The sequence below is a fragment of the Cohnella thailandensis genome, from assembly GCF_014212135.1.
Taxonomy (GTDB): domain Bacteria; phylum Bacillota; class Bacilli; order Paenibacillales; family Paenibacillaceae; genus Cohnella; species Cohnella thailandensis.
Window position 1 is genome coordinate 78,527 of record NZ_JACJVQ010000003.1, and the last position, 26,017, is coordinate 104,543.

The window sequence follows — 26,017 nt, forward strand, 5'->3', positions numbered from 1 at the left end:
CGATGCAAGGATGGACTATTTCACCTGCCGTAACCGCTGCGCCAACTAGCGCGCCTCCTGCCGGCTCTATTGCTGCGGCCCATGCCCCGCCTGGCCCGGCGGCAGCCCTTTATGCTTCTTGAAGAGCCTGCTGAAATAATAAGGATCGGAATAGCCGACGCTTCTCGCGACGCTGGCGACCGGGAATCGCCCTTGCAGCAGCAGCTCGTTGGCCCGGTTCATCCGGTATTGGATCAAATAATCGATCGGCGCCAAGCCGACGTACTTGCGGAAGAGGTACGAGAAATACTTCGGCTTCATCCGATATCGCTCGGCCAGTCGCTGCAGGGTAAGGGGCTCCATATAATGCATCTGAATATATTGGATCGCTTCGTCGATCACGGTATAGCTCTCCGGGTTCCGGTTCAGCCGTTCCGATAGAAGCAGCTTGTTGAGCAAGCGATAGAACAGCGCCTTCTTCTCCAGAAGGCTCATGCTGTCCGGGGAGGAAGCGGCCTGAAGCAGCTGCGAGTGCAGCTGGACGATCTCCGGATCGGGCGTCACCTGCAGCATCGATACTTCGGCCAAGCGGCGGATCGCGTCCTCGCTCCCTCCGGTCGGCAAATAATGCACCAAGCCGTATTCGAAGCCTTCGTCGCCGACCTCGATCTTCAACTGCTTGCCCAGGCCCCCGAGCAGAACCTTTCCCGGATCCAGCCGGTACCGCTCCGATTCGTTAAAGACGAAGTCCGCTTGTCCATTCAAGCTCAAGATGATCGCGCACTTGGTCGTGGGCTGCATGACGTGCCCGTCATAGAGGCCGCCCGGAGTCAGCTCCGTACGGTATACGCCGAACACGTCAAGCGGGACCGACGCGAGGTCTTGGGCCAATTCCTCGTAAAGGATCGGCATAGGCAACGACTCCTCCTTCTTCCCTTCTCCCTCTCATTGTACTGGAATGCCCCCGGCTCATCTACCATCCTCGGATCGGAACAATAAGGAAGAGGCGCCCGCGGCCGAATTCCCGCCGGAGGCACCTCTTCCTGCTAATCCCTATTCCGAATTCCTTGCCCGCTTACGGCTCCAACGTCAGCATGACGACCGATGCCGGAGGCAGAGAGATCTTCAGCTTGTTGCCCGTCATCCGCGCCCCTTCGAAAGCCGCCGGAGCTACGAGGTTCGGCTGCTCGAACGTGTTGTGCGCATTAATCGCGTCGTTAGCCAGGATAACGCCGGTGCAGGTATGAGCCTCTTCCGCTCCGCGAAGCTCCAGCTCGAGCTCGGCGGAATCGTCCGGACTCAGATTGCACAAGCTGACGTGAACCTTGCCGTCCTTCTTCGAGGCCGATACGCTGACCTGCGGCAGCGTCTCTTCGCCGCCCAGCGAGTATTCCCCGAACGTCCCGTGGAACGCGAGCGCTTCGGCGTCCTGGTGGACCTTGAACATCTCGAGGACATGATACGTAGGCGTCAGCAGCATTTTCTCGCCTTCCGTCAGAACGACCGCCTGGAGCACGTTGACCATCTGCGCCAGGTTCGCCATCTGAACGCGGTCGCAATGCTTCTGGAAGATATGCAGGTGATGCGCTGCCACGATGGCGTCGCGCATCGTGTTCTGCTGGTAGAGGAAGCCCGGGTTCGTTCCCGGCTCCACATCGTACCAGGTGCCCCACTCGTCGACGATGATGCCGACCCGCTTCTTCGGATCGTAGCGGTCCATGACCGTGCCGTGCCTCGTCAGAAGCTCGTCCATGTGGTTAGCCTTCCGCATCGTCGCGAACCATTCCCGCTTGTCGAAGTCGGTCGCCGAGCCTTTGTTCGCCCACGTCCCCGGAACCGTATAGTAATGAAGGCTAAGGCCGTCCATCATCGAGTGGGCTTGCTTCATGAGAACGTCCGTCCAATGGTAATCGTCGGAATTCGCTCCCCCGGCGATCTTATAAAGCTTGTTGTCCCCATAGTTGCGGGCATAGGTCTGGTAACGGCGATATTGGTCGGCATAATATTCCGCCGTCATGCTGCCGCCGCAGCCCCAGTTCTCGTTGCCGACTCCGAAGTACTTGAGCTTCCAAGGCTTCTCGCGGCCATTCTCTTGACGAAGGTTGGCCATCGGCGACTCCCCGTCGAACGTCATATACTCGACCCATTCCGACATCTCCTGAACGGAACCGCTTCCAACATTGCCGCAGATATAAGGCTCGCTTCCGAGTAACTCGCACAGCTGGAAAAACTCATGGGTACCGAAATGGTTGTTCTCGACGACGCCGCCCCAATGCGTGTTGATCATGCGCTTGCGGTTCTGGCGCGGGCCGATGCCGTCCTTCCAATGGTATTCGTCCGCGAAGCAGCCGCCCGGCCAGCGGAGCACGGGAATGTTCAACTTCTTCAATGCGGCGAGCACGTCGTTGCGAATCCCTTGCGTATTCGGGACGGAGGAATCTTCCCCTACCCAGAGTCCTTCATAAATGCAGCGTCCAAGATGCTCTGCGAAGTGTCCGTAGATGTTCTTGTTGATCGTGCCAAGCGTCCAATCGGCATGAATCACAATTCGGTTCGGCATGGTTCATCTCCTTAATGGCGGATAGCTCCTCTGATCGTTTGGCCTTTAGGCCAGATTCTCCTTCACTATAAGCCCGCTATTCTGTATGGTCAACATGTTTTTGTTTAATATTTTATATTTTAGAGAAATATTAAGTCATAAAGAGAATTATATTGCCACGACCGGAACAAGAAGATATGCTGAAGAAAATAAGATCGTTAAAGAGGTCATTATGGAAACGTTAGTCTCCGAGAGCAACCTGCCTCTGTTCGAAGCGCTGGCCAGCGGCGTGAGAATTCGGATCATCGAGCTGCTCGCCCAGGAGCCGATGGTCATGAAGGATCTAGCCTCCGCCACCGGACTGAGCAACTCGATCATTACGATGCATATCAAGAAGCTGGAGCGAGCCGGGCTTGTCCGGGTCGAGATGATTCCCGGCAAAGGCGCGGCCCAGAAGCTGTGCCGGCTAACCGCCGACCGGATGGAGCTCGTGTTCCCGCGACCGGGAGTTCTCCCCCGGAGCTTCCACCTCTCCAGCATCGCGATCGGGCATTTCGTCGACTTCGACGTCAAGCCTACCTGCGGCCTGGCCACCAAGACCAAGGTCATCGGAGGCGGCTTCGACGACCCGCGCTACTTCCTGGAACCCGAACGGGTGGACGCCAAGATCCTGTGGTTTTCCCAAGGCTACGTTACCTATAAGATTCCGAATTATTTACTGGAGGCGGAGACCCCCGAAGAACTGGAGATCACGATGGAGATCGCCTCCGAGGCCCCTTCGTTCAATGAGCATTGGCCGTCCGACATCGACTTCACCTTCAACGGGATCAATCTCGGCAAGTGGACGAGTCCCGGAGACTTCGGAGGAACGCGGGGGAAGTACACGCCGGAATGGTGGGATCTCAACCTGAACCAATACGGAATCCTCGTCCATATCCGCATCAACTCGGACGGCACGTTTATCGAAGGAACGCGGGTTTCCGGCTATACGATTCAGGACGTCGGGATCCGCAAGCCCCAATGGGAGCTGAAGCTATCCGTCCGGGAGGATGCCAACAACCGCGGCGGGCTGACCCTCTACGGCACGGGCTTCGGCAACTACCACCAGGATCTGCAGTTTAAGCTGTCGTACACGGCCAGCGAGACAAGCCAGGCCGAGTAAGCATCGCGGCAAGGAAAGAGAGGGGTTCGCCTTGAACGAGGATTGCAAAGGCTGTTCGGCCAGCGTGTATCTATCCGATGAAAATATTCGGCGCATGGTGGAGAAAGTCTCGAGGATAAGCGAGATGTGCGTGACGGACGAGGTTTACGAGCGGCGTCTCTCCCGTTGCTTCGCCTGCCCTTCCCTGCAGTACGGCACGACGTGCGCTTACTGCGGCTGCGTCGTGCAGGTCCGGGCGAAGCTGAAGGACAAGACCTGTCCCGCTCCCGGCGGCGAGCACGGCTTCTGGAGCGCATAACATAAGAAGCTGCCCTCTTGCCGATCGCAAGCAGGGCAGCCTTCTTTGTTCATTGTATTCCCTTACTTGGATGCCAGGTAAGCGATACCTAGTCCCCCAGTGACGGGGATGTCATAAATTTCGCATTCCACCTCGAAGACGTCGGCGATCCGCTCCCGTGTGAGCACCTCCTTGGGCTCCCCTCGTGCCGCGACCTTTCCTTTCTTGATCAGGTACAGGTAATCGCAATATTTCGCCGCCAGGGACAGGTCGTGCAAGGCGGCCAGCACGCCGATGTTCAGCGACCTCACGATATTCAGGATCTGAAGCTGATATTTGACGTCCAGATGGTTCGTGGGCTCGTCGAGAACGAGGAACTGCGGCTGCTGGGCAAGAGCCCTGGCCAGAATGACCCGCTGCTTCTCTCCGCCGGACAGCGACAAGTAGCTGCGCGACGAGTAGGCTTCCAGGCCGACCTTGCGGATAGCCTCGTCCACGATCCGAAAGTCGGCCGCGTTATCCGCGTCGAGCAGCTTCTTATGCGGGGTCCGCCCCATCATGACCATCTCGCGCACGGTGAAGTCGAAGCTGAGATCGTTGAACTGGCCGACGACGCCCATCAGCTGAGAGACCGCCTTCGGGCTGGACTTCAGCAGGTCGGTGCCGGACAGATGGACCTGGCCCTCGTCGGGCTTGATGACCTTATAGATGCTCTTCAGCAGAGTCGACTTGCCGCAGCCGTTAGGCCCGAGCAGGCCGACGAATTTCTTCTCCTGCACTTGAAGAGAGATTTTGTTGACGATCGACGCTCCGCCCAGCGAGACGGAGAGGTCCCTTACGTTCAGCTCCATCTTATTTGCCTCCAAAGCTGTAGCCTTTTTTGATCAGCATGTACATGAACAGAGGACCGCCGATGAGCGCCGTAATAATCCCGATCGGAAGCTCGACCTTCGGGATCAGGACCCTTGCCAGGAGATCCGTCCACACGAGGAAAATCCCGCCGATCCAGATCGACGTCGGCAGAAGCCGCCGATGATCGGAGCCGACGAGCCCCCGGATCAGGTGAGGAATGATGAGGCCGACGAAGCCGATCATGCCGCAGCTCGCCACCAAGACTCCGGTAACGATCGCCGTCAACAGCAAGTATAGCCTGCGGTAGGCGCTTAGATTGATTCCGAGCGTAACGGCCGCTTCGTCGCCCATCAGCATCGTGTTGAGTATACGGGATTGCAAAAGAAAGAAGAGTACGGCGAGTCCCATGACGATGGCGACGAGCGGGAGTTTATCCCATTTGGCGGCCGCGAGGCTTCCCATTGTCCAGAAGGTGACCGTACGGATCCCTTCCGTGTTGTTCGCCAAGTAGATGATGAAGTTGGCGAACGCCGTGCAGAGCGCATTGATGACCATCCCGGACAGGACCAGCTTCACCGAAGACATTTTCCCGCCGAGTCCCGCCAGCACCATGACCATCATCGCGGCTCCGAACGCCCCGGCGAACGCGCCGAAAGCGACTCCCATCTGGCTCAGGAAGCCGATCGAACCGAACCCGATCATGATCGCGAAGGTCGCGCCGAGGGTCGCGCCCGAGGAGACGCCCAAGATGTACGGATCGGCCAGAGGATTCTGGACGGCGGCTTGCATGATCGTACCGCACAGGCTGAGTCCCGCTCCGATGAGAAGCGCCAGCAGCACCCGGGGAAATCGGATGTTCCAGATGATATTCGCTCCCTGCCCCTGAAGAAGCGCCGGGATGTCCCCGATCTCGATCCCGCTAAGCTTGTAGACGAGAATCCGGAAGGAATCTCCGAGCGGGATATGCACCTGTCCGATCGATATCGCCACTCCGATTGAGAATATCGCGATCGCTAGGAGAACGAGCTGAACCAAAAGGAAGCCATACCGGCTAGTGACGAGCGCGCGCTCGTAGGACGGCCTCAAGGGTTGTGCTTGAATATCGGTCATTCCAATCCTACCCTTTCCGAATCGATACGTTCAGAATAAGTGAGAATGATTATCTTTGTCAATTATTTCGTCGTTAATGATTGACAGGGCGTTCGTTTTCGTTAATATTGATAATGATAATCCTTATCAGTCATGTCGAGAGACAAAAACAAGTTGAAAAGAGGTCATGATCCATTGAATTCTTTGAAAAATTTTCGTTCTTGGCAAGCGATATCGGCATTCTGTCTTGCTATCTGTTTAGTGGTATTGGCGGGGTGTTCCAGCAATTCGAATAACGAGGGCGCCGCTTCTCCGTCCGAATCTTCTTCGGCTTCCGCTTCGCCTTCGGCAAGCCAGAGCGCGGCTCCTTCCGAATCGGCGCCGGCCGCCGGCAAGACGTCCTACCCGCTCACCATCGAGAACTATACCTCGTCGGGCGATTCCGGAACCTGGGTCAAGAAGAATCAAACGTTCGAGAAAGCGCCCGAACGCGTCGTGGCGAACACGCAGCCGATCGCCGAGATGCTCATCCGGCTCGGCTTGACCGACAAGATGGTCGGCGTGGCCGCCCTGTACGGCGAAATGGATCCCGAGCTTAAGGAGGAATTCGAGAAGATTCCGGTTCTCTCCAAGGATTACGTCGGCAAGGAACCGGTCGTCGGCGCGAATCCGGACCTGGTCATGGGGCGGGCAGATTTGTTCGCGGATGCCGATTGGGGCGTTGGGACGGTAGACAGCCTGAACGATCTGGGCATCAACACTTTCGTACACAGCACGGGCGTGAGAGGCGCCACCTTGGACAGCCTCTATCAGGACATCTCGAATATCGGGCAGATCTTCGACATCCAAGACAAGGCGGCGGAATACGTGGACGCGCTGAAGGTCCGGGCCGAAGCGCTTAAGACGAAGGCAGCCGGCCTTCCGGAGCAGAAATTCGCTTACGTGTCGGACAACGGCGAAGGCGGCATCAACACGTACAGCGGCTACGTCGATACGTTCCAGGGCGATGTCCTTAACCTGCTGGGCTTGACGAACGCCTTCGCGGACGTGGAGGAATCGAGCATCAGCCTCGAGCAGCTCATCGCCGCCAATCCGGACGTTCTGCTGTTGTCTTGGTATACGGGATCGCCGGATGCTCAGACGACGCTGGATAAGTTGTATAAGAACGAGCAGTTGAAGGACATCAACGCGGTCAAGAACAAGAAGGTCTATGTCATCGACTTCAACACGTACTGGGGATATGGCGATCAGATTGTCGGAGGCGTCGAGAAGCTCGCGGACGAGATGACGGCGCAATAAACGAAAGGCGTTGAGGAAGCCTAAACAGGCTTCTTCAACGCCTTTGTCGTTAGGAGCGGTCCACGATGCTCCGCATGCGGGCCTCCAGCTCCAGCCTCGCCTGCTTGCCGGCGATCTCCTCGAACACGACCAATCCCGCGCTCAGGTTCGGCTTGCGCTCCACGTTATGGGCATCGGTGGCGATCGTGTGGGCATGTCCCGCCTGGATAAGCTTGCGGCCGAAGGACTGCGCCTCGGGACCGAAGTTGCCGACGATACTGTCCGCCGATACCTGTGTCCACATGCCGAGCTCGATCAGCCGAAGCAGATCCTCGGAGTTCTCGCGGAAGAAATAATGCCGCTCCGGATGCGCGAGGATCGGAGTAATTCCGGCATCGAGAAGCCTCTCCACGATCTCGGGCGTATCGGGGTCGTAGCCTTTCCATCGCTGTTCGACCAGGACGTGCGTGCCTCCCCATCCCAGCCGGGAGAAAGCGCCGCTTCGATGATGGCCGTCGAAGAAATCCTTGCTCTCCACCCGGACCTCGTTGCCCGGATGAAGCCGGATGCCGATCCCTTGCCGGTCCAGCTCCTTCTGAAGTTGTTCCAGCTCCCGATGGACTCGATCGGCCATGGTGAGATAAACCTCGTTGAAGTGAGGAGTGACAATGATATCCCGAATTCCGTCCTCATACGCGATTCTAGCCATGGCTGCCGATTCTTCCAGATCCCTCGAGCCGTCGTCTACTCCGGGCAAGATATGACAATGAATGTCGATCATGGCAATCCCCTCCTTCCGTTTCGACCTATCCTAACAGGGTTCCTCCCATCAGGCAATATGCAAAAAATCGCCCGCGAGTCGTTCGGCGACCCGCGGGCGATCGATTTAAGTGCCGCAGAAGGTTTGGTACGGAAGGTCCGGCTGTTCGGGAAGCCTCGCGTATTCCTCCTGTTCGGCCGTGTAAGCGAAAGGATTTTGCAACACGGAGAGCAGCTTCTCCATCAGGCTAAGATCCCCTTGTCCGGCGGCTTCAAGAGCTTCTTCGACCCGGTGGTTGCGCGGAACGACCGCCGGGTTGCGGCTTCGCATCCGCTCATACGACGCTTCTTGGGATGGAGACTGCCTGGAGCGTCTCTCCTCCCAGCGCCGATGCCACGCGTCGAATTCGGCGATTCCCGCTAAGGGGGAGTTCTCCCTCTCGTTCAAAGTAAGCGCACGGAACGTATTCGTGTAATCGGCTTGATGTTCCTGCATCAGACCCAGGAGATCCTTGATCAGCGTCTCGTCCTCCTCCTCTTCGCCGAAGAGGCCCAGCTTCTCTCTCATGCCGGACAGGAAGTGCTTCAGATACAGCTCCGGGTAGATCGAGAGCGTCTCTTCCGCGATGACGACCGCTTGCTCCTCGTCCTCATGCAGGAGCGGCAGCAGCGTCTCCGCGAATCGGGCCAGGTTCCAGCCGGCGATCGGAGGCTGATTGCCGTAGGCGTATCTGCCCTGGGTATCGATGGAGCTGAACACGGTAGCCGGATCGTAAGCGTCCATGAAGGCGCAAGGACCGTAATCGATCGTCTCTCCGCTGATCGCCATGTTGTCGGTGTTCATGACGCCGTGGATAAAGCCGACCAGCTGCCACTGGGCGATAAGCTCGGCTTGGCGCTTGACGACTTCCTCCAGCAAAGCGAGATACCTCTTCTCCGAATCCGCGATCTCCGGATAATGGCGCTCGATGGCGTAATCGGCTAACGCGCGAACATCCTCCGCCGTTCCCCATGCCATCATATACTGGAAGGTTCCCACGCGCAGATGGCTCGCGGCCACTCGGGCCAGGACCGCTCCAGGCAGGGAGGTCTCGCGGTAAATCGTCTCTCCGGTAGACGTCACGGCCAGGCTGCGGGTCGTCGGAATGCCCAAAGCGTACATCGCTTCGCTGATAATGTACTCCCGCAGCATCGGACCGAGAGCGGCGCGGCCGTCGCCTCGGCGGGAGTATGGGGTCGGGCCCGATCCCTTCAGTTGGATATCGAAACGTCCCCCGGACGGCGTAAGCTGCTCGCCCAGCAGGATCGCCCTTCCGTCGCCCAGCCTGTTGAAATGGCCGAACTGGTGGCCGCCGTAAGCTTGAGCCAACGGCGCCGAGCCCTCCGGAATCCGGTTGCCGGCAAGAACCGCTACTTGATCCTCGCTGCTTAGCGCCTCCGCGTTCAGCCCGAGGGATGCCGCAAGCGGCTCATTCAAGACGATCAAGCGCGGCGAACTCACCGGCATCGGCTCAATGCGCGTAAAGAAGGATTCCGGCAGCCGCGAATAGCTGTTGTCGAAGTTCCAGCCCGCGGCCGCGTCGCTGCCCGTCCGTTCCTCGTTCATCGTCATTCCTCCCTTTTCTTCACTATCGTCTATGGATGTCATTATACCCTCTTCCGCGATGGATGGCTTATTGACTTTTATTATATATACTGTATATACTGAATATATACTTTAAATACACTTAGCGCGGTGACCTCCATGCAGATTATTTTGTCCAATTCTTCCCCCGAGCCGATCTACGGACAGATCGTACGCCAGATCCGGGATTCGATTATAGGCGGAGAGCTGGCCCCCGGGCAGAGCTTGCCGTCCATCCGCCAGCTGGCCAAGGATCTCCAGATCAGCGTCATTACGACCAAGCGCGCATACGAGGAGCTCGAGAAGGAAGGCTTGATCGATTCCGTCATGGGCAAGGGCTCATATGTCTCGGGCGCCAGCCCGGAATTCCTTAAAGAACAGCGACTGCGGCTGCTGGAGGGCAAAATAGCCGAAGTGCTTCAGGAGAGCCGGTCGCTGCAGATGACGTTTGACGAGCTGGTCGCCCACATGAGATTCGTACTTGAAGAAATGGAGGAGACTGCCGAATGAACGACCCTTGCATCGAAGTCCGCAACGTGACGAAGCGATACGGCCGTTTTGCCCTTGAGGATATTACCCTGAACGTCAAGCAAGGCTATATCACCGGACTCGTCGGAGCCAACGGCGCGGGCAAAAGCTCGTTGATCAAGCTGTTGATGGGAATGAGCCTGCCGCTTGCCGGCGAAGTGCGGCTATTCGGAGAACCGCTCGCCAAGAACGAAGCGGAGCTCAAGGAGCGGATCGGCTACGTGGCGGACGACAGCCACTTCTACGAGCACCTGTCGATTCAAGCCATGAAGAGTATTTACGCTCCTTTCTACCGGAAGTGGGACGACCGTCTATTCCGCCGATATCTGGATCGGTTCGGACTCTCACCGAAGGCTCTGATCCGGAGCCTCTCCAAGGGAATGAAGATGAAGCTGGCGCTCGCCTTCGCGCTGTCCCATCAAGCGGAGCTTCTGATCATGGATGAACCGACCGCCGGCTTGGACCCGGTCTTCCGTCGCGAGCTGTTGGATATTCTGGCGGAGCTGATGCTGGACGAACGCCATACGATCCTGTTCTCGACGCATATCACGACGGACCTGGACCGCGTCGCCGACTACATCGCGTTCCTGCACCAAGGCAGGCTGGTTTTCCACGAATCCAAGGAGGAGATCTTCGATCGCTACGCGGTCGTGCGGGCCGAGAACTCGCTTCTGGACGCGGACGTCCGCCGCTCGTTCGTCGGCATTCGAGAGACGCCGGTCGGCTTCGAAGCGCTGACGAGCGACCGGGAGGAAGCCGAGCGGTTGTTCTCCGGGTTCGCCCGGATCGAACGCGCCACTCTGGAGGACATTATGTTTTTTACGGCCAAGGGGGTGACCGTTCATGGTTAATTTGATACGCAAGGACCTGATTTCGCTAAAATGGTACTTTCTATTCGTGCTGGGGTACGGGCTCGTGTTCGGTACGATCGCGACAAGTCCCTATTCCCCCTTGCTCGTAAGCCTGCTGCCTGCCATCATGCTCACGATCTTCGTGGCCAACATCGAGCTTCGCAACAAGAGCATGCTGTTCGTCGGAAGCCTGCCGGTCCGCCGCCGCCAAATCGTCTTGGCGAAGTACCTGTCTGTCTTCGTTTATATCGGAATCGGACTCGCTCTAGCCGCGATCATGTATCTTCTGAACGAACATATCCTGGATCAAAGCTTCCCGCTGACCGGAACGGCCGTCTTGATCGCCTCCAGCGTGGCTCTGCTATTCTCGGCTATTTATTATCCTTTGTATTACATTCTCGGCAGCCGAAATTCTTCCATCATCTCCGTTCTTATGATCTTCCTGGCATCCGCGCTAGCGGGAGGCTTGAACAAGTCGATCGACCTATCGGAAGTCGGCATTCCTTCCCAGGCTCAGCTGACGGTCGGCCTGCCGCTGCTCGGACTCGTCCTATTCTACGGTTCCTATCGGTTGTCGCTCTCGATCTTCTCCCGCAAGGATATGGAAGGATAAAGCCGGGCTCCCTCAGGGGCCCGGCTTCTCTGCGCGGCTCTATTCAGCGTACTTGGGATTCGGCCCGTATCGGTTGTCTCCCTCGCTGTCGATGCACCAGAATACGATAAGCACGACAGCTCCGATAATCGGAACGAGAGCAAGCAGCAGCCACCAACCGCTTCTGCCGATGTCGTGGAGCCTTCTGACGCCCACGGCGAGATTCGGGATAAGGACGGCCAGGTTGTAGAGATCGCGAAGCGAATCGCCGGTCGACGTTATCGTTCCTATAATGGAAAGCAAGATTCCGATGACGAAATTCGCCAGCGCGAATATCCAGAACTCTTTTCTCCGGGCTCTCCCTTCGAAAACGGCGTATTTCCTCATCACCCGCACGTACCATTCCATAGGATCTCTCCTTAGCGACAGAGTGAACGCCCCTCCTTCATCTATATGAGGGTTTGTCTGTTTCCATGTGGACGGGGGCCGCAATCGCCGATTTATCGATACCGCCGGCTTAATCCCTCCATCGTTCGGACGATTCCCTCCGAATAGTCCGTCCGGAGAGGCCGGCCCCGGAATTCCGTCGGCGACTCCTGCTCTACCCCGGCAAGCTCGTACCGGATCAAGAGCTCCCTCATTTCGGGCATTGCCCACCCCAGCAGCCGGCGCTTCCAAGGGCTCAGGCTCGACGGCCGCGACCCGGAACCGGCGGCCGCGGCGGCCCGCTCGCCGAATTCGGCCAAGGTCAGGGGAGCGCCGGCCGGCAGCAGCCATGTCTTGCCGTAGGAGGACTCCTCCCGGGCAAGCTCGATCGCGTACTCCGCGGCGTCTCCCAAGTACAAATACCCTCTCGCCGCTTGGGGATTCCCGATGACGTCCGGCTTTTCCCCCTTCGCTATTTTCTTCAGATAATAATGGATAACCGTGTCGGCGGCCGTCTCCCCGTAAAGCTCGGGCGCCGCCAGGCGCAGGACGCGGTCCGGCGACGAGAAGCGGAACGGCTTCCGGGCTAGGAAGCGGTAAGTTCCTTCCAGAAGGACAAGGGGAATGTTCAGCGTCCCGGATACATAATTGAGAGCGTTAAGCATCCTTTCGACGCGTTCCTCCCGCTCGTCATAGGCGACGTATACGCAGCAGAAAATCGCGTCCGCGCCCCGGGCCGCAGCCAGCAGCCCGCCCTCGTCTCCGGCAGCCCCCTTCACGGTTTGCAGCAGCGAGGAATCGGCATGGCGTTCCCGCAGTTTGGCTAGCTTCCGCTCCGACCCGGAGTACGCGACGACCTCGACCCCTTGCCCCAGCAGCCGTTCGATCATAACCTCTTCGATTCCGTTGCCTACTCTGACGATCATCGCTTTATGCATCGATCATTCTCTCCTTTAATCATTAATGTCGGTAATATTCATTAGAGATCCGGCAGGTTGCCCGAACGGGTTCCGACCGTATAGGACGTCGTGATTCCTTCGTAATTGAGCATCATGCTCATTCCCATCGAGGCATGCTCGAGATTATGGCAATGCGCCATCCACAGCCCCGGGTTGTCGGCGGTCAGCGTCACCTCGAAGCGGTCGCCCTTGGTCGTCAGCAGGGTATCGAGGTAGACGGGACTGCCGGTCAGCGGGACGCCGTTCTTGCTCCATACCCGGAACGTATGCCCATGGATGTGGAACGGATGGTCGCCGCCTCCTTCGTTGACGATCGCGATCCGAACCGTCTCCCCTTCCTTCACGTTCATCGGCGGAATCTCGTGAAAGGATCGGCCGTTGATGGTGTTGACGAACAACGACTGGCCCAGCTTCAGCTCGAAGCCTCGATCCGCGGCCGGCTTCCGATCCTGACCCTCCGCGAGCGGCGAGCCGTAGTCGACGAAGGAGAATCTCTCCTTGCCTCCGGACTCGGGAGGAACGGCTCCTTCTCCTATCGTGATGGGCAGATTCTTCAAGGAGTCGCTACGGACGACGACCTTATGGGAATCGGGTATTCGGAAAAGCAGGTCGTACCGCTGGCCGGCTCCGACCGGAACCTCGACGTCCCGGAGCGGTCCCGGCTCGTTCAGTTCGTGCCCGTCCATGGCCGCGACTTGGAAGGAAGCCCCGTCGACGCGGAAGCGAAGGGTGCCGTTCCCGGCGTTGGTCAAGCGGAGCCTTACCAGGTCGCCCGGATGGCCGTCCAAAGTCAATCCTTCCGCCGAGCCGTTCAGAAGCGGCGTGGAATCCAATTCCTGATAGATCGCGTTGACATCCATGATCTCGGTCTCGGCGCCGGCCGATTTAGGCAGGACCACGATGGAGCCCAGCAGGCCCATTCGAGCCTGAATCGAGCTCATCTGATGGGAGTGGTACCAGTAGGTGCCGGGTTCGTCGGCGACGAACGTGTAAGTGAACTGTTCTCCGGGAGCTACGGCGTCTTGCGAGACTCCGGCCACCCCATCCTGCGAGCACGGCACGTTGATTCCGTGCCAATGGAGCGTAACTCCGTCCTCGATATCCTTATTCTTGAGGGTGACGACGACCTTGTCGCCTTCCGTCACGCGAAGCTCCGGTCCGGGGGAGGTGCCGTTGAAGGTCCTAGCAGCCTTCGTCTTGCCGTTCCCCAGGGACAGGACCGTCCTGGCAGCGACGAGCTCATACGTCTTGACGGGGGCGTCCGTATCCTCCTCTACGATGGCTTCGCAGGCGATGGCCGAAGACGACGCATGGGAATGATCCGGCATCGAGGCCATATCGGCGCTCATCTCATGATGGTGATGCGCCATGTTGACTTCGACGGGCTTCTGCAGCCGAATTTGCCAGAAATAAACGGCGACCAGCACCAATGCGAGTCCGACGAGGAGGGCTGGGATTCCCCACAGAAACAGCTTCTTCTTGCTTTTCTTGCCGAGGCTCTTCGCCATTCTTATCTCCCCTTTCCTTGAGAGGACCGTACGATGAGGAGAACGAGAATGCCTGCCAGGGCGGATAGGATCGCCGCGCCGAGGAACACCCATTGGAACCCGCCCGTTAAGGCGTTCGCTTCGGAGGCTCCCTCGCCCAATAGATTGGTCGTTCGCATCGATGCCGCCGTCGTTAGGATGGCCAGGCCCACGGCGCCGCCGACCTGTTGACCCGTGTTGACCAAGCCGCTGGCGAGGCCGGCTTCCTTCTCCGAGACGCCGTGGACCGCGAGGTCGGTGCCGACGACGAAGGCGCCTCCTAGTCCGAGGCCGATCGCGATGGACGGCAGAAGAAGGTTCCCCGCGAACGTAGCCTCGCTTGGCGCCTGAGCCAGCCAGACCAGGCCTCCGGCCAAGACGAACAGAGAGACGGCCAGCGTCAGGCGGGTTCCGAGCTTCGAGACGATCGCCGGGATGACGCCGGCTACGAGAACCAGAGCGCCGGCAAGCGGCAGTTGCGTAAGTCCTGCCTTCATGGCGCCGTAAAGAAGCACTTGCTGCATGTAGACGGAGAGAGCGAAGAACAAGCCCGTCGTGGCTCCTCCGATGAGGAACATGGCCAGGTTGCCGCCAAGCACCGATTTGTTGCGGAAGATCGAGAACGGCAGCAGCGGTTGGGAAGCCCGGCGTTCGATCAGAAGGAAAGCGGCGAGGGCGGCCGCGGATACTCCGGCCAACGCCAGCGTAACCGGAGAGGTCCAGCCCGATCTCTCGATCCGGGCGAGAGCGGCGACCAAGGCGACAAGAGCGGCGGTGATCGTGACGGCGCCCGGCATATCGAGCGCGTTGCGTTCTCCTCTCCGGTCCCGAGAGACGAGAGAAGGAAGGGTCAGGACGACCAGAAGGCCGATCGGAACGTTGACGTAGAAGACGGCGGACCAGCCGAAAGCGGACGTCAGCACCCCGCCCAGAAGAACGCCGGCGGCGCTGCCGATTCCGGCGACCGCTCCCCAGATGCCGAGAGCTTTCGCCCGGTCGCGCGGATCCGGGAACAGCCGGGCTACCAGAGCGAGAGCGGCGGGGGCAAGCAAAGCGGCCGAAGCGCCTTGGAACGCTCTGGCCGCGAGCAGCCAGGCTCCCGATTGGGCGAGGCCCGCGGCGGCCGAGGCGAGCGTGAAGCCGGCGACTCCCGACAGGAATAGCAGGCGGTGTCCGTAGCGGTCGCCCAGCCTTCCCCCGAGGAGCAGGAAGCCTCCGAAGGGAAGAACGTAAGCGGTGATCACCCAGCTGAGCAGCTCCGAATTCAGGTTCAGGTCCGAGCCCAGCGAAGGGAGCGCGATGTTCACGATGGACGCGTCGAGCACGACCAGGAATTGGGCGAGAGCCAGAACGACGAGCGCCCACCAGCGAAGCTGAGCGGCGGATTGCGGGGCGGGCTTTGCCGCGGCCGCCGAGGAATGGGATGCAGCCTTGAGATTCATTGGATCATTCTCCTTTTGGTTTTGGTTTGTGATTGATTGATTACTTACTACTCGATGCGGATTTGCATGCCTTGCCGCTGCCATACCCGGCAGCTTGCTGCGGATAGAGATTCAACGGGAGCTGCTTAGCCGCGTTTGTCCGTTGAGTTCGGCCGAGCTTGCGGTTACGCGCGGAACGGCTGTTCATGGGAACTCTCCTTTCGTTTGGGAGATGGCAGGCTCGATTTGTTATTGATCAATTACTAACTTGATTTCATCATAAAGCATAGTTAGTGATTGGTCAATAACTTTTTTTGTTTTTCTCCGCTTGTAGCGACTCCCCTTTCGGAGGAGAAGGAGAACGCTTCGCGTCTCCTTACGTCATCTTCAATTCGGGCATATCGATGGCATCCGCGACGTTGCACAGCATTCCTCTAGCCAGGAACAGGAAGGTCCGTTCCTCCGGCTTCTCGATCCCCGCGCCCCGGAACGCTTCCAGCACGATCTCGCGCACCTCCCGGAATCCGCCGCGCATCGATTCGCGAATCGTCTCCTCGGCGATCGTCTGCGCTTGCATCTGAAGAAGAATTTCGTTGCGATGCTCTTCCATTATTCGTTCGTACGCGACGATCAGCTCTTTCTCCATGTTCTCCGGCGCAGCCGATTGGACGACTTGCCGGAAGGAACCGACAATCCGTTCCCAAGAAACCTCGAGCGCGCTCAGCAAGAGCGCTTCCTTCGACGGAAAAAAGCGAAAAACGTAAGGCTGGGAAATCTTCGCCCGCTCGGCGACCATCGCGGTCGTCGCCCGGTAGTAGCCGGTCTCGGCGAATACCTCGATCGCGGCGGACAAGATCTCGGATTTGCGGTTGACGGAAGTAGCGGAATCCTTGGCCATGGGGCTCACCTCAATTAGTTATTGATTAATCACTACCGTTAGTATAAACGGAACGATCGGCCAATGCAAATCCGCCTCCGAAGGCGAAGCCTCCCGAATTCGGGAGGCTCGTTCTCCTCAGATGGTTATGGACTTCTCGAAGTGATGGCAGGAGATTCTCATCTTTTGCTTCAGATAGAATCGGTGAGCCTCGAACCGCTGAACCCCGGAATCCAAATGCAAGGCCTCGCATTCCCGATCCGCCGCCTCTCTCTCCAACCAATCGAATAACCGCTTCGCATACCCTCGGGAACGGCTGGCTTCTTCGGTAATGAGGTCGTCCATGTACAGGAATCGGCCGCTGGCCAGCGTACGGACGATACGGTATCCGGCGGCCGCTCGGACAACGCCTTCTTCGTACAACGCGACAAGCCGGTATCCGGTCTCCGCTTGCAGTCGTTTGATCGCGCTCACGTAGGTCTCTTCCTCCAGGTGCGGGCGCAGCTGCTTCATGACCGAATAGGTCGCGGCTATCTCTTCCTCGCTATCGATGACTTTAATCGTCATTGCACTCACCTCTCATCGGGACATATTCCCTACTTTAGTCGAATTCGAAGGCTTGCGACAGAGCCAATTCGCCGATTTTCGACTGGTCCGCAGCCCTCGGCACCCTTCATTCATTTGAGCTCGGCCAATTTAACACTGCGCTTACACATTCATTAACAGTAGTCGAATAGTCCCCATCTACACTAGAGAATAGTCCAACTCTATCCAATGGGAGTGATCTGACTTTGAATCGTACCACGAAGAAGCTTGTCGCAACGCTTCTGGCGGCTCAGATGTCCGTCGGAGCATGGCTGACAGGAATCGCGTCTGCAGCGGAACCGGTGTCGGTAATACCGGGAACGCCTTACGACCAAAACGGACAGTATAACGTCTCCGTGCCTCATATCGTCATTCAGCAGGTGTACGGCGCTGGCTTGAGCGGCGCAAGCGACGCATTCGCTTCTCACGGCTTTATCGAACTGTTTAACCCGACCGACAGCGATATCAGCCTGGACGGCTGGTCGCTGCAATATGCGGATCGCGGCAACAAGAACACGACGGGTCCGACGAACGCTTGGGAGAAGTTCGACCTCCACGGCACGATCCAAGCCAAGTCCTCTTTCTTGATTAAAGGCAGGGCAACAGGCACGTCGGGGGCCAAAGTGGATCTGTCGAATAAAGGCGATCTTACGTGGGATCGCTACATCAACAACAAAGGCCTGAAGGTTGTCCTCATGAGCAGCCCGACTCTCGTAACCGACGTGAACCCGTTCGTCACGAAGCCTGCCGGCTACGTGGACATGCTCGGAACGGGCAGCAACGACGACGGAAGCGACATCGACGGATACGAAACGGCTTACCCGTCCGGCGATGCCGAAGGCCAATCCAAGAAGAAAGCGGTGCGCCGCATCGACTTCCAGGATACCGACAACAACAAAGCCGACTTCGTTCAAGTCGATTACAGCAAGATCGCGGGCGCGGAGCTCGAAGCGAACCGCCCGCACGACAGCTCGGACGGAGACTGGGCGGCGCTCCGCATTCTGACGACCTCCCTTCCGACCGCTTATGCGAATCAGCCTTATTCGGCGGCGATCTCCGTCTATGGCGGCGACGAGCCGTACGCCTTCACCGCCACGGGACTGCCTAACGGCCTTAACCTGTCGGCAGAGGGGGCCGTTTACGGTACTCCTACCGAAGTTGCCAGGGGGATTCCGGTCCAAGTAACGGTCACGGACAGCGCCACCCCCGCCAGGGTTAAGCAAACGACGCTGTCGCTTAACGTGGACACGTATCGTCCTACGATGAACGACACGTTGGCCATCAACAAGATCGCGGAATATTCCGTCGGCACCACGAATGAAGACGGCGGAGTCGCCGAGATCGTCAAGTACAACAAGGACAACGGCAAGTTCTATCTCGTGAACGGCTCCGCGAATCCTCCGAGCTTAGATATCGTAAGCTTGGGACAAGCCGGCGGCACGCTGGAGAAAGAGAAAAGCGTTCTCGTAGCCGACCTCGCCGAGAAGACGGAAGGCTTCTCGTTCGGCGATCTGACGAGCGTTGACGTGAATACGACGACCAAGAGAATCTATGCGGCCGTCCAAGAAGAGGATTTTCTTAAACAAGGCCTCATCCTCGAGCTCGACTACGACGGCAATCTGATCCGTTCCTTTAAGGCCGGTATTCAGCCGGATATGATCAAGTCCACGAAGGACGGCCGTTACGTTCTGTCCGCGGACGAAGCGGAGCCTCGCGACGGCGTTAACGATCCCGCCGGCAGCGTGACGATCGTAGATACGCAGACGAGCGTGACCGCTCAGGTTTATTTTAACGATCAATCGGTCATTGCCGACGACGTTCATATCCGCGGAAGCGTTGACGAAGACGGCGTTATTCGCTCCAAGGGCTCCAAAGCGGATGCTTATCTGGATTTCGAGCCTGAATACATCGCCTTGTCCGATAAGAATGATTTGGCATATGTCTCCCTGCAGGAGAACAACGCGATTGCGGTAATCGATATCGCTCGGAAGAAGGTCTTGTCCGTAAAGAGCCTTGGCTTTAAGGACTTCAACGAAGCGGCCAACGCGCTCGACGTGCAAAAGGACGGATCGATCCTGCTGGAGAACGTACCGTTCAAAGGCACCTACATGCCGGACGGAATCGCCTCTTATAGCGTCAGCGGCGTAACCTACCTGCTGACGGCGAACGAAGGGGACGCCACCGAATGGCCGGCGGAGGATCCGACTCGGGTGAATATCGCCAAGCTTAAAGACATCAAGAGCTCTCTCGATCCGGAATCGGAAGCTTACGCCTTCGTGAACGGAACGGATAAATACGACGCCGTGGAAGTTCTGACCGACCGCGGCAACGACGGCATCTACATGCTCGGCGGGCGCTCCTTCTCGATCTGGAACGCCGAAACGATGGAGCAGGTGTACGACAGCGGAAGCGACTTCGAGACGATCACTTCGCAGCGTCTTCCGGAATTCTTCAACGCCAGCAACAGCAAAGTCGATATGGACGACCGCAGCACGAAGAAAGGTCCCGAACCGGAGGACGTTAAGACGGGCGTCGTCGGCAACCATGTGTTCGCATTCGTCGGACTGGAACGCATCGGCGGCATCATGACGTACGACGTAACGAATCCGGCGGCACCGACGTTCGCGAATTACACGAACAGCCGCGTCTTCCTGAATGAGCAAGGCAAGAAGAATCTCGACACGTTCACCGGTCCGGAAGGCCTCGAATTCATTCCGGCGGAAGAAAGCCCGACCGGCAAGCCGCTCCTTCTGGCCGCCTTCGAGGTTGGCGGCAAGGTAGCCGTCTATGAATTGGATACGACGAAGGTCGTCTTGGACCAGAAGGCTCTGTCGCTGACGGCATTCGGTTCCTCCGCGACGCTGAAGGCTACCGTAACCCCGGTCGGCGGCAGCGATGCGACGGTCGCCTGGACCAGCTCCAACACGGCGGTGGCAACCGTCGACGCGAACGGCGTCGTTCGTCCGCAGAACGCGGGCACGGCGGTCATTCGCGCCGTCAGCGCCGACGGCTACGGCAGCGCCGAGGCCGTCGTTACGGTGTCGGCCGCGCCAAGCAACCCGTATACGCCGCCTACGACGACGAAGCCGAGTCCGGAGCCGGAGGAGCCATCCACGGAACCTAAGCCTCCGGCCACGACGAATCCGGAACCGTCCGCTCCTAGCTTCAGCGACGTAAGCAGCGGACATTGGGCGAGCGAATCCATCGGCAAGCTCGCCGCTCAAGGCATCATGCAAGGAATGCCGGACGGCAGCTTCCAGCCGAACAAACAAATCACGCGCGCCGAGTTTATGACCGTTCTCGCCCGTTTCCTCGGGCTGGACACGACCGGAACCTCCGGCGGCAAGTTCTCGGACGTGCCGAACGGCAAGTGGTACAGCTCTTCCATCAACAAGCTGGCCGAGCAAGGAATCGCGGGCGGGTTCTCGGACGGAAGCTTCCGCCCGAACCAGGAGCTCACCCGCGAGGAAGCGTTCGTCCTGCTCTACCGAGCCATCAAGGTTAAGCTCGATGCGGCTTCCGGAGACACCGCCCTGGATTCCTTCAAGGACGGCGGCAAGGTCTCTCCTTGGGCCAGAGAAGCGGTAGCCGCGCTGGTACAGGCGGGAGTGCTGCAAGGCGGCTCGGACGGCCAACTGAATCCGAAGAAGACGATCACCCGCGCGGAGATCGCGAAGATTATCGCCTCTTTCCTCGAATAAGCACGGATCGAAGAGAATCGGGAGCCTCCCTGGCTCCCGGTTCTCTTTTTGTCCCTTTTCTGCGACAATAGAGGAGCTTTTATTAGATAAGGCGAAAAAGGCAGGCATCAACGCATCTATGGAACTTACTTTGGAGATGGTCATTCTAGTCGCGGCGGGAGGTTTTCTCGCCGCTTTTATCGATTCCGTCGTGGGAGGAGGAGGGCTGATCTCCGTCCCCGTCCTGCTGACGGCGGGGCTTCCGCCCCACCTGGCGCTAGGCACCAACAAGCTGGCCGGGACGCTGTCTTCCCTGACCAGCACCTTGACCTTCATGCGATCCGGCTATGTGGACTGGAGAGGTACGGGTAAGCTTGTCCCTCTAACCGCAATAGGAGCGGCAGGCGGGGCCCTTCTTCTGCAGCAGGTATCCTCCGATTGGATGCGGCCGATTATCGTCGCCATGCTGATCGCGGTAACCTTGTATACGCTGTTGAAACGCGATTGGGGCGCGGTTCGCGGGGATGCGGCAAGAACGCTATCGCGGGCGGGCAAGCTCGGGATGGCCGCGGCCGCTCTGCTGCTCGGCGGCTACGACGGCTTCTTCGGCCCGGGAACCGGCTCGTTCCTGATCTTCGCGTTCCTGCTCTCGGGGCTCGACTTCGTGCAGGCGGCCGGCAACGCGAAGCTGCTGAACTTCACGAGCAACGTCTGCAGCCTGGTCGTGTTCCTGCTGCTCGGACAAGTCGCCTTCGGCATTGGCCTCGTCATGGGGGCGGCGATGGTCGCGGGCTCGCTCATCGGCTCCCGTATCGCCATCAAACAAGGCTCCCGCTACGTCCGGCTGCTTTTCCTCGCGGTAAGCCTCGTGCTCATTGCCCGGCAGGTCTGGTTATTGCTAGCTTAACAGGAATATTTTTGCGATAAAAATGAACTTCGGTCCGGTATCCCTTGTCTATTCGGTAGAGGTGATCATCGTTGAGCCCTGATTCATTGAAGCATATGACGGCCATGGATCCTCTAACGTTAGAGGAGCTCATGAAGGAATACGGCCAAGATGTCTGGAGCTTCGCCTATTCCATCACGAAGAACCGCGCCATGGCCGACGACGTCGCGCAGGACGCGTTCCTTCAGGCGTACCGCAACCTCGTCTCCTTCCGCGGCGAAGCCTCCGTGCGAACGTGGCTGCTGCGGATCGCGCGCAACATCAGCCTCAATTACCGGAATTCGGCCTTCTTCCGCAGGGTGCTCCTCATCGAGGCATGGACTTCCTCCGGCAGCGACCGCTCCGCCGAGCAGGCCTTCTTCGAGCAAGAGGCCGCGAACGACGTCTGGAAGCATGTATTCTCCCTGCCGGTCAAACAGCGGGAAGTGCTCGTGCTCCACGCGAAGTACCAGCTCTCCCTTCTCGAGATCGCCCGCATTCTCGACGTTCCGGAAGGCACCGTCAAGTCGAGGCTGTTCGGAGCGCGCAAGCGAATGTCCAACCTGCTGAAGGAGGAATTCACGTATGAGCCCGTCTAATCCGGAATGGTACGAGGAGCTTCGGGAGCACCCTTTGAGAACGGTTGCTTTTACCGAACGGCTCGCTTGGCGAATCAGGGAGAATGCCGAATCCGGAGGCGGCAGGAGGCGTCGAGGCGGGATGCGGTACGCAACCTATTGTGCGGCCTTGCTGGGTGTAGCTGCGATCCTCCTGTTTGCCTTCTTGAGAGATGAGAATTCGCCCGTTACTCCTCCCGTCGTCCCCTCGAACGCCCCCGCCGTCGTGCCGACGGCTCCGTTGCCGGAGGATCTCCCGCTCCTGAAGGAATCGATCGAACGGATCGCGTCCAAGCCGGAGCCGACGGATGAGGAATGGCGGAGATTGATGGTCGAGAAATCCGCTATAAAGAATAAAGAATTGATTGGCAAAGTACTCATCGGGAACCAATTCATGATGTTGATGTGGAAGAACGGCGAAGAGAAGAACGGAATCCTGGCCTTGAATCTCGGAATCGATCAGTTCTATTGGGAGGAATCGAAGGGAATCGGGTGGGAGCCGAGTGGCGGCATCGCTTATAGTCTATTGAAGCAGAACGGCGTCATCACGAAACTGGATTCTTATTCCTCGAAGTTCCGGCCCGTAACCGGCTTTACCGTCTTGGATGGCACCCTGAATCACGAAATCGGTAAAAAACGGATTCCTTACTCCTTCGGAATGGTTATCGACCCTGGGATCGTTCGAATAAAGGCTATCGATACCGGGAGCGATACCGGGAGCGATAAACCGATCGAATTGAACATGTTCAGCAAGGACGGCGAGACTTACTGGTTCGGTCTTCTGCCGGCCGACAGCCACGAGTATAAGCTCGAAGGCATCGACTCGGACGGGAACGTCATCGCTAGCGAATCGAGATTTTACTACTATTAAACTTTGCGAAAGCCGGGACTCCCCTCTCCTCGACGGGCGAACCGGCTTTCCGCCGTCTCTCCTGCTGCTTGCGAACCTTATCCCCCCACCCCGCCGGCCGTTCCTCATCTCTAACGGATCTGACAGCCCTTATTCGGGCTCCAAACCGCCCTTTCCGATTCTAACGGAACTAGGAGCCCTTATTCGGCGTAGAATCCCCTTTTGTTGCCCCTTTCCCCAAAATAACGGCGCTCACTTCCGTTACATTCCTAGAACGGGCTTTCGGAACGAAATAAGGGCTCTCATTTCCGTTACGTTACGGGAGAGGCTGATGTCCTTTCGTATCCCGGGCAAGACGCCAATCCCGGTTCGGAGGAAGCTGCGGAAGGAGCATTCCCGCCAGCATCAGCAAGCAGCCGAGCACTCCGCGGACTCCCAGAAGCTCGTTTAAGATCAAGTAGCCCCCTACCGCCGCGAACACCGCCTCCATGCTCAGAATGATGGCCGCTTGCGTCGGATGAGCCTTTTGCTGCCCGATGATTTGCAACGTATACGCGATCCCGACCGAGCAGATGCCGCCATACAACAGAGGAATGAGCGCGTTCGACAGATCGGCGAGCCGAATCGTCTCCGAAGCAAGCGCCGCTATCAAGCTTAGAACCGCGCAGGTGACTATTTGGAACAACGACAGCTTGAGCCCGTCAGTCGTACGGGACAGCTTGTCGATCATAAGAATGTGAAGCGACCAGAGGAAGGCGCCGGCAAGCTCGTAGAGATCTCCTCTGTTCAGCGACAGATCATTCGTTACGCATAGGAGATAAAGACCGGCGATGGCCAGGAGCGCCCCCGCCCAGTTGTTGAGATTCAGGCGCTGCTTCAAGAACAAGCCGAGAAAGGGCACGATTACGATATAGAGCCCGGTGACGAAAGCCGCCTTGCCTGCCGTGGTGTACAGAAGCCCTATCTGCTGAAGGGAAGAACCGCCGAACAGGATAATCCCCGCCCATATGCCTGCCGACGCGCCTCTTTTGTACTCTTTTCCCCTCTCGTCCGAAGAACGCCCCGATCTTCCGTCCAACCATAGAATGAGCGGAACGAGCGATAATGCCCCCAAGGCGAAACGCGCCGCGTTGAAGGTGAAAGGCCCAAGATGCTCCATCCCTTCCCGCTGGGCGACGAAAGCGAAGCCCCAGATGCAGGCGGTCAGCAACAAGAGAAGGTTGGACTTCAGATGCCGCGGCTTAGCCATGAGACGGATCTCTCCTGCCGTAGTCGTTTATTGAAAGCATACCACCTGAGTGTAGGAGAGAGGCGATTTTATTTCAATAGCCCTGGGGAAAAGAAATGGGAATAGAAAGCTTTGCGCGAGGCTTGCTTTCTCCTATGGCGCGTGCCATCATTTTAGGAAATAAGCCCATTTCGTGCGTGAACGGCAGGAGGCTCGCCATGATTCAGTTCGACCCGGATACCTATCAGGTCTCTTACGCGGGAGAGAGCCTTCCTCTGCTTCCGAAGGAGTTCGCCCTGCTGCGTTTTTTGTACGAGCACGACGGACGCTCCTTCTCCCGGGAAGCGCTGCTTGACGCCGTCTGGCCGCTCGAGGCGCCGACGGATCGAACCGTGGACGACCATATCTACCGCCTGCGCAAAAAAACGGCCCGATGGCCGCATCTGCTGAGCATCGAAACGGTACGGGGGCAAGGGTACAAGCTGACGCGCCGCGACCGGACTTCGGCGGCAAGCCCACTGCTGCAGGATGAGCAGTTCGCGTCGGACGTAAAGCGGATGCTCGCCAAATATCACGGATTGGGAATGGGAGCGGCGCTTCAGCTTCTCGCGGCCAACAAGGCGACCCTCGGCCTGCCCAGCGATCCTTACTACGATGTGTACGTTCATTTCGTGCGCGGGGATTTCGAATGGCTGCTGCGGTCGGACGGCCTCGAAGACAGGCTGAAGGCGGCCTACGCGGTTTTTATCCATGCGTCGATTCAACCCGATCCGGGCCGTTCTCTCCCCTATTTCGAGAAGCTGATCGCCCGGGGAGAATCCATCCCTACCGATTGGCTGTGCGACCTTCGTTTGAACGCGGTCTCCCTCTACCTGGAGCTTGGCAGATTCCAGGAGGCCCGATCGGAGCTCGAAGCGATTCGTCGGCCGATTCGGGATATGGATTCCCCCAGCTTCGCCTCGCATTTTCTGCTGAAGGAGATGCAGCTCCTCTTGCTCGAGGGCCATCGTGACGCGGCGGAGGCGAAGCTTCGGGAATGCGACGAGCTTCTGGCCGAGCATCCCATTCAACGGGAGCGCGGAGCGTATCAGGCGGGCAAGGCCATCTTCCTCTATGAAAAGGGAGAGGCGGAGGCGGCCAGGCAAGCGGCAGGCGAGGCCATTGAGACATTAAGGCAAACGTCGTTCGCTCCTCATCTGATCGCCAGCGTAAATATGCTCTTGAGATACCTGGACACGAGGGGCCGCGACGACCTTTATCGGTCCGAATGCCGGCGCCTCTGGGAGCGATTGTCGGAGCAATACGGCTTCGACAGGCTGCTGCGGCTGTCGGAGTCTCTGCTCGGCCGGCTCCTCTGATCATTCTCTGACAATCCCCTGTTACGCTGTCTGCA

Annotated in this window: 24 protein-coding genes; 11 read left to right on the forward strand and 13 right to left on the reverse strand. The window is 58.4% G+C overall.

Going from position 1 to position 26,017, the window contains the following annotated elements; all coding sequences use genetic code 11:
• Positions 1 to 66 precede the first annotated feature (66 nt).
• Positions 67 to 891, reverse strand: coding sequence for an AraC family transcriptional regulator (locus tag H7B67_RS02705; protein ID WP_185118260.1), 825 nt, complete (start codon positions 889 to 891; stop codon positions 67 to 69).
• 163 nt (positions 892 to 1,054) lie between these two features.
• The gene (locus tag H7B67_RS02710) at positions 1,055 to 2,539 is read right to left on the reverse strand and encodes an alpha-N-arabinofuranosidase (protein ID WP_185118261.1); all 1,485 of its coding nucleotides are present in this window, start codon (positions 2,537 to 2,539) and stop codon (positions 1,055 to 1,057) included.
• A gap of 211 nt (positions 2,540 to 2,750) precedes the next feature.
• Between H7B67_RS02710 and H7B67_RS02715 the strand changes: the two genes are divergently transcribed.
• Both H7B67_RS02715 and H7B67_RS02720 read left to right on the forward strand, forming a co-directional pair.
• Complete coding sequence (locus H7B67_RS02715) at positions 2,751 to 3,680, forward strand: ArsR/SmtB family transcription factor (protein WP_185118262.1); 930 nt, start codon at positions 2,751 to 2,753, stop codon at positions 3,678 to 3,680.
• A gap of 31 nt (positions 3,681 to 3,711) precedes the next feature.
• Positions 3,712 to 3,978, forward strand: a complete 267-nt coding sequence (locus tag H7B67_RS02720) for a DUF6171 family protein (RefSeq protein ID WP_185118263.1) — start codon at positions 3,712 to 3,714, stop codon at positions 3,976 to 3,978.
• Positions 3,979 to 4,040: 62 nt separating this feature from the next.
• Here H7B67_RS02720 and H7B67_RS02725 read toward each other — a convergent pair whose 3' ends face one another.
• Positions 4,041 to 4,808, reverse strand: a complete 768-nt coding sequence (locus H7B67_RS02725; protein WP_185118264.1) for an ABC transporter ATP-binding protein — start codon at positions 4,806 to 4,808, stop codon at positions 4,041 to 4,043.
• 1 nt (position 4,809) lies between these two features.
• Positions 4,810 to 5,919 (reverse strand): FecCD family ABC transporter permease, encoded by a 1,110-nt coding sequence (locus tag H7B67_RS02730; protein WP_185118265.1) that lies wholly within the window; start codon positions 5,917 to 5,919, stop codon positions 4,810 to 4,812.
• Positions 5,920 to 6,093: 174 nt separating this feature from the next.
• Between H7B67_RS02730 and H7B67_RS02735 the strand changes: the two genes are divergently transcribed.
• Positions 6,094 to 7,197 carry an ABC transporter substrate-binding protein gene (locus H7B67_RS02735; RefSeq protein WP_245363709.1) on the forward strand — a complete coding sequence of 368 codons (1,104 nt, stop codon included), beginning with the start codon at positions 6,094 to 6,096 and terminating at the stop codon, positions 7,195 to 7,197.
• Between the two features lie 49 nt (positions 7,198 to 7,246).
• Here H7B67_RS02735 and H7B67_RS02740 read toward each other — a convergent pair whose 3' ends face one another.
• Together H7B67_RS02740 and H7B67_RS02745 are read right to left on the reverse strand one after the other, a co-directional pair.
• Positions 7,247 to 7,957 carry a tyrosine-protein phosphatase gene (locus tag H7B67_RS02740; protein WP_185118267.1) on the reverse strand — a complete coding sequence of 237 codons (711 nt, stop codon included), beginning with the start codon at positions 7,955 to 7,957 and terminating at the stop codon, positions 7,247 to 7,249.
• Positions 7,958 to 8,062: 105 nt separating this feature from the next.
• Positions 8,063 to 9,541, reverse strand: coding sequence for a protein adenylyltransferase SelO (locus H7B67_RS02745; RefSeq protein WP_185118268.1), 1,479 nt, complete (start codon positions 9,539 to 9,541; stop codon positions 8,063 to 8,065).
• Between the two features lie 138 nt (positions 9,542 to 9,679).
• Here H7B67_RS02745 and H7B67_RS02750 point away from each other — a divergent pair, with 138 nt between their 5' ends.
• The 3 genes from H7B67_RS02750 to H7B67_RS02760 are packed head-to-tail and all read left to right on the forward strand — an operon-like array spanning position 9,680 to position 11,551.
• On the forward strand, positions 9,680 to 10,069 hold the full coding sequence (locus H7B67_RS02750; RefSeq protein WP_185118269.1) for a GntR family transcriptional regulator: 390 nt from the start codon (positions 9,680 to 9,682) through the stop codon (positions 10,067 to 10,069).
• Positions 10,066 to 10,938 (forward strand): ABC transporter ATP-binding protein, encoded by an 873-nt coding sequence (locus tag H7B67_RS02755; protein WP_185118270.1) that lies wholly within the window; start codon positions 10,066 to 10,068, stop codon positions 10,936 to 10,938. The genes H7B67_RS02750 and H7B67_RS02755 overlap by 4 nt, the downstream gene beginning before the upstream one ends.
• Complete coding sequence (locus H7B67_RS02760) at positions 10,931 to 11,551, forward strand: ABC-2 transporter permease (RefSeq protein ID WP_185118271.1); 621 nt, start codon at positions 10,931 to 10,933, stop codon at positions 11,549 to 11,551. Before H7B67_RS02755 ends, H7B67_RS02760 begins: the two co-directional genes overlap by 8 nt.
• Positions 11,552 to 11,590: 39 nt before the next feature.
• Here the strand turns inward: H7B67_RS02760 and H7B67_RS02765 are convergent, their stop codons facing one another.
• The 6 genes from H7B67_RS02765 to H7B67_RS02790 form a co-directional block, all read right to left on the reverse strand.
• On the reverse strand, positions 11,591 to 11,938 hold the full coding sequence (locus tag H7B67_RS02765; RefSeq protein ID WP_185118272.1) for a DUF805 domain-containing protein: 348 nt from the start codon (positions 11,936 to 11,938) through the stop codon (positions 11,591 to 11,593).
• 92 nt (positions 11,939 to 12,030) lie between these two features.
• Positions 12,031 to 12,894, reverse strand: a complete 864-nt coding sequence (locus tag H7B67_RS02770; protein ID WP_185118273.1) for a Rossmann-fold NAD(P)-binding domain-containing protein — start codon at positions 12,892 to 12,894, stop codon at positions 12,031 to 12,033.
• A 41-nt stretch (positions 12,895 to 12,935) separates the two neighbouring features.
• Positions 12,936 to 14,423 (reverse strand): multicopper oxidase family protein, encoded by a 1,488-nt coding sequence (locus tag H7B67_RS02775; RefSeq protein ID WP_185118274.1) that lies wholly within the window; start codon positions 14,421 to 14,423, stop codon positions 12,936 to 12,938.
• A 2-nt stretch (positions 14,424 to 14,425) separates the two neighbouring features.
• Positions 14,426 to 15,883: an MFS transporter gene (locus tag H7B67_RS02780; RefSeq protein ID WP_185118275.1), complete on the reverse strand. Its 1,458-nt coding sequence runs from the start codon at positions 15,881 to 15,883 to the stop codon at positions 14,426 to 14,428.
• 355 nt (positions 15,884 to 16,238) lie between these two features.
• Positions 16,239 to 16,760 carry a TetR/AcrR family transcriptional regulator gene (locus tag H7B67_RS02785; RefSeq protein ID WP_185118276.1) on the reverse strand — a complete coding sequence of 174 codons (522 nt, stop codon included), beginning with the start codon at positions 16,758 to 16,760 and terminating at the stop codon, positions 16,239 to 16,241.
• 117 nt (positions 16,761 to 16,877) lie between these two features.
• A complete protein-coding gene (locus tag H7B67_RS02790) occupies positions 16,878 to 17,306 on the reverse strand; it encodes a GNAT family N-acetyltransferase (RefSeq protein ID WP_185118277.1) in 429 nt (142 codons plus the stop codon).
• Positions 17,307 to 17,530: 224 nt separating this feature from the next.
• On the opposite strand from H7B67_RS02790, the gene H7B67_RS02795 reads away from it, so the two are divergent.
• The 4 genes from H7B67_RS02795 (at position 17,531) to H7B67_RS02810 (ending at position 23,417) form a co-directional block, all read left to right on the forward strand.
• Positions 17,531 to 21,025 carry a choice-of-anchor I family protein gene (locus H7B67_RS02795; protein WP_185118278.1) on the forward strand — a complete coding sequence of 1,165 codons (3,495 nt, stop codon included), beginning with the start codon at positions 17,531 to 17,533 and terminating at the stop codon, positions 21,023 to 21,025.
• 118 nt (positions 21,026 to 21,143) lie between these two features.
• Positions 21,144 to 21,911 (forward strand): TSUP family transporter, encoded by a 768-nt coding sequence (locus H7B67_RS02800; protein ID WP_185118279.1) that lies wholly within the window; start codon positions 21,144 to 21,146, stop codon positions 21,909 to 21,911.
• A 71-nt stretch (positions 21,912 to 21,982) separates the two neighbouring features.
• Positions 21,983 to 22,528, forward strand: a complete 546-nt coding sequence (locus H7B67_RS02805; protein ID WP_245363707.1) for an RNA polymerase sigma factor — start codon at positions 21,983 to 21,985, stop codon at positions 22,526 to 22,528.
• On the forward strand, positions 22,515 to 23,417 hold the full coding sequence (locus tag H7B67_RS02810) for a hypothetical protein (protein WP_185118280.1): 903 nt from the start codon (positions 22,515 to 22,517) through the stop codon (positions 23,415 to 23,417). The genes H7B67_RS02805 and H7B67_RS02810 overlap by 14 nt, the downstream gene beginning before the upstream one ends.
• Positions 23,418 to 23,712: 295 nt before the next feature.
• Here H7B67_RS02810 and H7B67_RS02815 read toward each other — a convergent pair whose 3' ends face one another.
• Entirely contained in the window at positions 23,713 to 24,645 is a 933-nt protein-coding gene (locus tag H7B67_RS02815; protein WP_185118281.1) for a DMT family transporter, read from the reverse strand.
• A gap of 197 nt (positions 24,646 to 24,842) precedes the next feature.
• Here H7B67_RS02815 and H7B67_RS02820 point away from each other — a divergent pair, with 197 nt between their 5' ends.
• Positions 24,843 to 25,982, forward strand: coding sequence for a winged helix-turn-helix domain-containing protein (locus tag H7B67_RS02820; protein WP_185118282.1), 1,140 nt, complete (start codon positions 24,843 to 24,845; stop codon positions 25,980 to 25,982).
• The last annotated feature ends 35 nt before the right edge of the window (positions 25,983 to 26,017 follow it).